Below are 4,399 nucleotides of genomic sequence, written 5' to 3' on the forward strand. Positions count from 1 at the left end.
GTCTTTGAATTTAGAGTATGTTGTATCTTTGTAAATTTCGTTTTTGCTTGTGGCTTGTATAGGTGAGTGTTTTTGAGCTGAGCTTTGCTCTGTTTGTTCAGTGTTTGTTTGGCTGGTGTTTTGAGCAAACGCCATTGTTTTTAATTCACTTTCTTCTTTCCATTGAGCTTTTCTTTTATCTGAAATTTCTTTCAGTTTAAGCCACTGCGCCTTAAACTCATCTATACTTAAATTTGAGTTTAGTAAGTCGATTTTTTCAAGTAAAGCCGCCTCAGCTGGATTTTGCTCCATAAATTCTTCAAGTTCTTTTAAAATGCTTGTATCTGTATCTTTATCAAGTCCTTGAATTTTGCCCCAGATAGTCGTTTCACCCTCTCTAATAGTATAATTTAAGCTCCACCCTGTAAGAAAAGCCATAAAAACACCACTTTTATCGATAGAACCATCAGCATTTATGTATTTATCGCCTTGAATTTTATCTAAAGCAAATTGAAATTCCTCATCAAAATTTTTACCTAAAGCAAGGTCAAAAGTTGTTGTTTTGATGATATTTTCACTTGGAGAATGATTTGTAAGCACTCCATTTACATAGTCTTTATATTCTTGTTCGTTAAGTGTGTAACTTTTGATGACATTTAAGCTTTTTTTGTCTAAATCATAAGCTTGAGGTAAATTTGCTAAATCCTCTTTTGTAAAACTTTGCTTTGAAGCTAACTCATCATTTAAAAGCTGTGAAAAAACCTTAAAACCGTTTTTAAATGTTTGGGCTATATCTATGCTCGAATATCCACTAAACAAAGCTGTTTGAGTTTTTAAGTATTTCTCCACACTTGTAGAATGTATCTTATAGTCCTTTGGAATGCCTGCTGCTTCATTGAATTCCTCTGCGAAATATCCATCTTTATCAACCTTATAGCCCAAGACTTCATTACTTGAATTTGAGCTTTTAGAATTTGAAATGTCGCTAGACTCTTTTTTTGACGAAGTATTTGAAACAAAATTATAAGAATTTAAACTCGTAGAAAACTCAACCATAAAGACCCCTTAAAAAATTATTTAGTAACATCGACATTTTTCAAAATAAATTTATACTATTTAAATGTGAGTTTATCTTATTCCATATTGTAAATAGCGTTCAGCTGTGCTTTTATAGGCTCTAGTCAATTCTTGGATAACTCCATTATGATTTAGCACTTGACTTGAATTTAACCTGATAAATGTTCTAGTAGGCTTATAATAAACAGCTGTATTATAGCTAAAGTATAAGAAGCGTCCATTTCTACTATAACCTATGTTTTTCTTTACAATATAGGTTAAAAGTTGATCCTCATCTCCTAAGGTTACATTATTTATTTGCACTCTTTGATACCTTGTCGTTTTAGCATTTGGGACAGCTATTACGGCGTATTCATTTGCATTAATAGGACCGTCAATAACATAATACCCACCAACAACCTGACTTGCTTCATCAAGTGTAAGTTTTTTAACCCCAGCCAAGTTATCACTTAAAGCACCATTTGTAAGTTTAGCAAGAAAATCATCAGCCAAAGAAAAACTTGTTAGTAAGGCACTAAGAAATGCAATTTTAAAGAATTTAGAAAACATTTTTTGCTCCTTAATAATGCAATTTTGTGAATTTAGCACTAAGCTCTAGCACGAAATTTATTCAAAATATATTTAAAGGTTTAAAAATAAAAAATATAAAAAACCTTTAAACTAAATACTCTACTATTTTAAATCGACAAGTTATTTTAAAAATTTAGAATTTTTATGCCTTTATATCAAGCCCATTTAATATATTTGTTCTCATCAAATTGAGTAAGGTATTATTTATATTATTGTTTGTGTTACTAAAATTTTTATCATTTTTGATAGAATTAAAAAGTATAGACAGCATATCTAAGTCTTGTTGATTTTTAAGCAGGTCTTTGAATTTAAAATATCCTGTATCTTTGTAAATGTCATTTTTGCTTGTAGTTTGTATAGGGGTGAAAGTCTTTTTGCTTGTGCTTTCTTCGGTGTTTGTTTGGCTGGTGTTTAGTTCTTGAGTTTGGTTTGTTTGCTGATTAAATTTTTTAAAAAATTCTTCTAAGTTTTTTTGCCAACTTTCTTCCTTTACGGCTTTATATTCAAGCCATTTTGTTTTAAATTCATCTATACTCATCGTTGAATCAAGTAAAGCAGTAGTTTCATCATCTATCCAAATTCCACCACTCAAGCCTAAAATAGCATTACTTTCTATAAAAATTCTTAAACTTTCAACTTCTGCTTCACTCATCGTTTCGTCATAACCAAAGATTTTACCTATAATCGTTACTTCTCCATCTTCTGCATATCCAAGTAAAGGCACAAGTCCAGCTACTTTCATAATTTTTCCCTCGTCCATAACTTTTTCAGAATTAGAAAAAATTTTATCAAGTTCTATTGTTATTTCCTCAACACTATTCGGTTCGTAATAAAGTGGCTTTTTTTGTATCTCGCCGTCAATTTCCGCTTGCACATTATCGTATTTTACAGTATTTTTATTCAAATTTTCATTTGAAACAATGTATTGAGTAGTATTTACATTAGATACAACCATAATAAATCCTTGTTAGCTAATTATTTATCCCAAGCCCTAACATTCCAGCCACCTAAACGATTTTCCATTTGTTCTTTATAGGCTTTACTCAACTCTTTAATGATTAAATTTCCATTTAAAACAGCACTGCTAGTAACATTTCGCATTTGTCCATTTAAGCGGTTATATGTAGCTACTCCGTAAGTAAAATATACAAAGCGTCCATTTCTGCTATAACCAATATGTCTTCTTACAGAATAAGCTAACCCTGTATATAAATAGTTAGCACCATCTAAGGCTTGATTAAATTCTTGCAATCTTTTTTGACTTTGCCACATATGTTTTCTTGCGTTTTTATTTGAGTAACACTCGGTTATACCCATAGGACACAAACCTTTTTCATTTTTCATAGTCTGTTGCAAATCTAATTCTCCATTTACAAAAGCCCAACCTAATTCATTTCCTAAATCAGGCATAGCAATGGCATATATTGTGTCCGCTAGACCCCATTTAGTTTCATTATCTTTAAATCTAACATAATACCCACCAACAACCTGACTTGCTTCATCAAGTGTAAGTTTTTTAACTCCAGCAGAATTATCGCTTAAAGCACCATTTGTAAGCTTTGCTAAAAAATCATCAGCGAAAGAAAAACTTGAGAGTAAAGCACTAAGAAGTGTAATTTTAAAGAATGCTTTTGACATAATTTGTTTCTTTAAAATTAATTTTGTGAATTTAACACTAAGTTCTAGCACGAAATTTATTCAAAATATATTTAAAGGTTTAAAGATTAAAAATACAAAAAACTTTCAAACTAAATACTCTACTATTTTAAATCGACAAGTTATTTTAAAACTTTAGAATTTTTATGCCTTTATATCAAGTCTTATCTCATTTGTAAAGAGTTTCTTTTGTTCTTCTTCAAGTTCTTTTCTTAGCTCATCGCTTTTGCCAAACATAAGCTCTATCTGCTTTTTTATCTCTCTTATCAGTTCTTCAAGGGTGAAAGAATTTTCCTCGCGTTCTTTCATCTTTTTTTCTTTGTATTTGGCGTAATTGTTCATAAATTCATCAAAATCAGTGCCTGAAAGTGCTTCAAAAAAGTCATCTCCAACAACTACATTTTGAAACTGATCTTGTACAAACCAATTATGCAAGGCTTTATAATCCACAAGTCTATCATAACCACTCATTTTACCCATAATAGTAGTTTCTCCATCAACTATGGTAGTATTTACATTAAGAATAGCGAGTAAAACTCCACCTATATTTATAGAGCCATCTTCGTTGGTGTATTTTTTAATTTCATCTTTTCCACGAATAGCACCGATTTCATCATCAAAAAAATTATCCATAAACAAATACACGCTATGTGAAAAATTATTTAGCTCATCTTCTGCGAGCAAGGCTTTTACATTGCTTTTATCTTTTATTTCTTCTGATGAAAGTGTTTTAGTTACTTCCAAGGTTTTTTTGTTGTATTGATAAATATAAGGTAAATTTTCAAGCTCTTCTAAGGTAAAAGAATTTTTAGAAACCAACTCATCACCTACCACCTGCGAAAGAATTTTATAAGCATTACCCACACTTTTGGCTATATCTATGCTTTTGTAATAAGGAACGGTAAAAAATTGACGACCTTGCATTAGCTGTACCATTTTTTCCATAGTGCTTGAATGTATCTTATAATCCTTTGGAATTCCAGCAGCTTCATTGAACTCTTCTGTGAAATAGCCGTCCTTATCAACCTTATAGCCTAAGACTTCATTAGCTGAATTTGAGATTTTAGAATTTGAATTTACAGCGTTTGAATTTGTTTTTTCTCTAACTGAGAGTTTT

The 4,399-nt window shown here is 30.7% G+C and carries 5 protein-coding genes; all 5 read right to left on the minus strand.

Annotated elements, in window-relative coordinates; all coding sequences use genetic code 11:
* Positions 1 to 1,035 (minus strand): Cj0814 family flagellar-dependent secreted protein (locus tag DMC01_RS11940; protein ID WP_142694419.1); only part of this gene is annotated, 1,035 nt, incomplete at its 3' end.
* Between the two features lie 72 nt (positions 1,036 to 1,107).
* Positions 1,108 to 1,605 (minus strand): hypothetical protein, encoded by a 498-nt coding sequence (locus DMC01_RS11945; protein ID WP_142694420.1) that lies wholly within the window; start codon positions 1,603 to 1,605, stop codon positions 1,108 to 1,110.
* A gap of 163 nt (positions 1,606 to 1,768) precedes the next feature.
* Positions 1,769 to 2,581 (minus strand): hypothetical protein, encoded by an 813-nt coding sequence (locus DMC01_RS11950; RefSeq protein WP_142694421.1) that lies wholly within the window; start codon positions 2,579 to 2,581, stop codon positions 1,769 to 1,771.
* Positions 2,582 to 2,601: 20 nt separating this feature from the next.
* On the minus strand, positions 2,602 to 3,264 hold the full coding sequence (locus tag DMC01_RS11955) for a hypothetical protein (RefSeq protein WP_142694422.1): 663 nt from the start codon (positions 3,262 to 3,264) through the stop codon (positions 2,602 to 2,604).
* 162 nt (positions 3,265 to 3,426) lie between these two features.
* The coding region (locus tag DMC01_RS13910; protein WP_185908923.1) for a Cj0814 family flagellar-dependent secreted protein at positions 3,427 to 4,399 on the minus strand (973 nt) is incomplete at its 5' end.

Origin of the sequence: Campylobacter troglodytis (genome assembly GCF_006864425.1) — a bacterium.
Classification (GTDB): domain Bacteria; phylum Campylobacterota; class Campylobacteria; order Campylobacterales; family Campylobacteraceae; genus Campylobacter_D; species Campylobacter_D troglodytis.

What these genes read in the sequence shown, in the direction of transcription:
- DMC01_RS11945 (WP_142694420.1), bottom strand. Translation starts at nt 1,605, where the DNA reads ATGTTTTCTAAATTCTTTAAAATTGCATTTCTTAGTGCCTTACTAACA.
- DMC01_RS11950 (WP_142694421.1), bottom strand. Translation starts at nt 2,581, where the DNA reads ATGGTTGTATCTAATGTAAATACTACTCAATACATTGTTTCAAATGAA.
- DMC01_RS11955 (WP_142694422.1), bottom strand. Translation starts at nt 3,264, where the DNA reads ATGTCAAAAGCATTCTTTAAAATTACACTTCTTAGTGCTTTACTCTCA.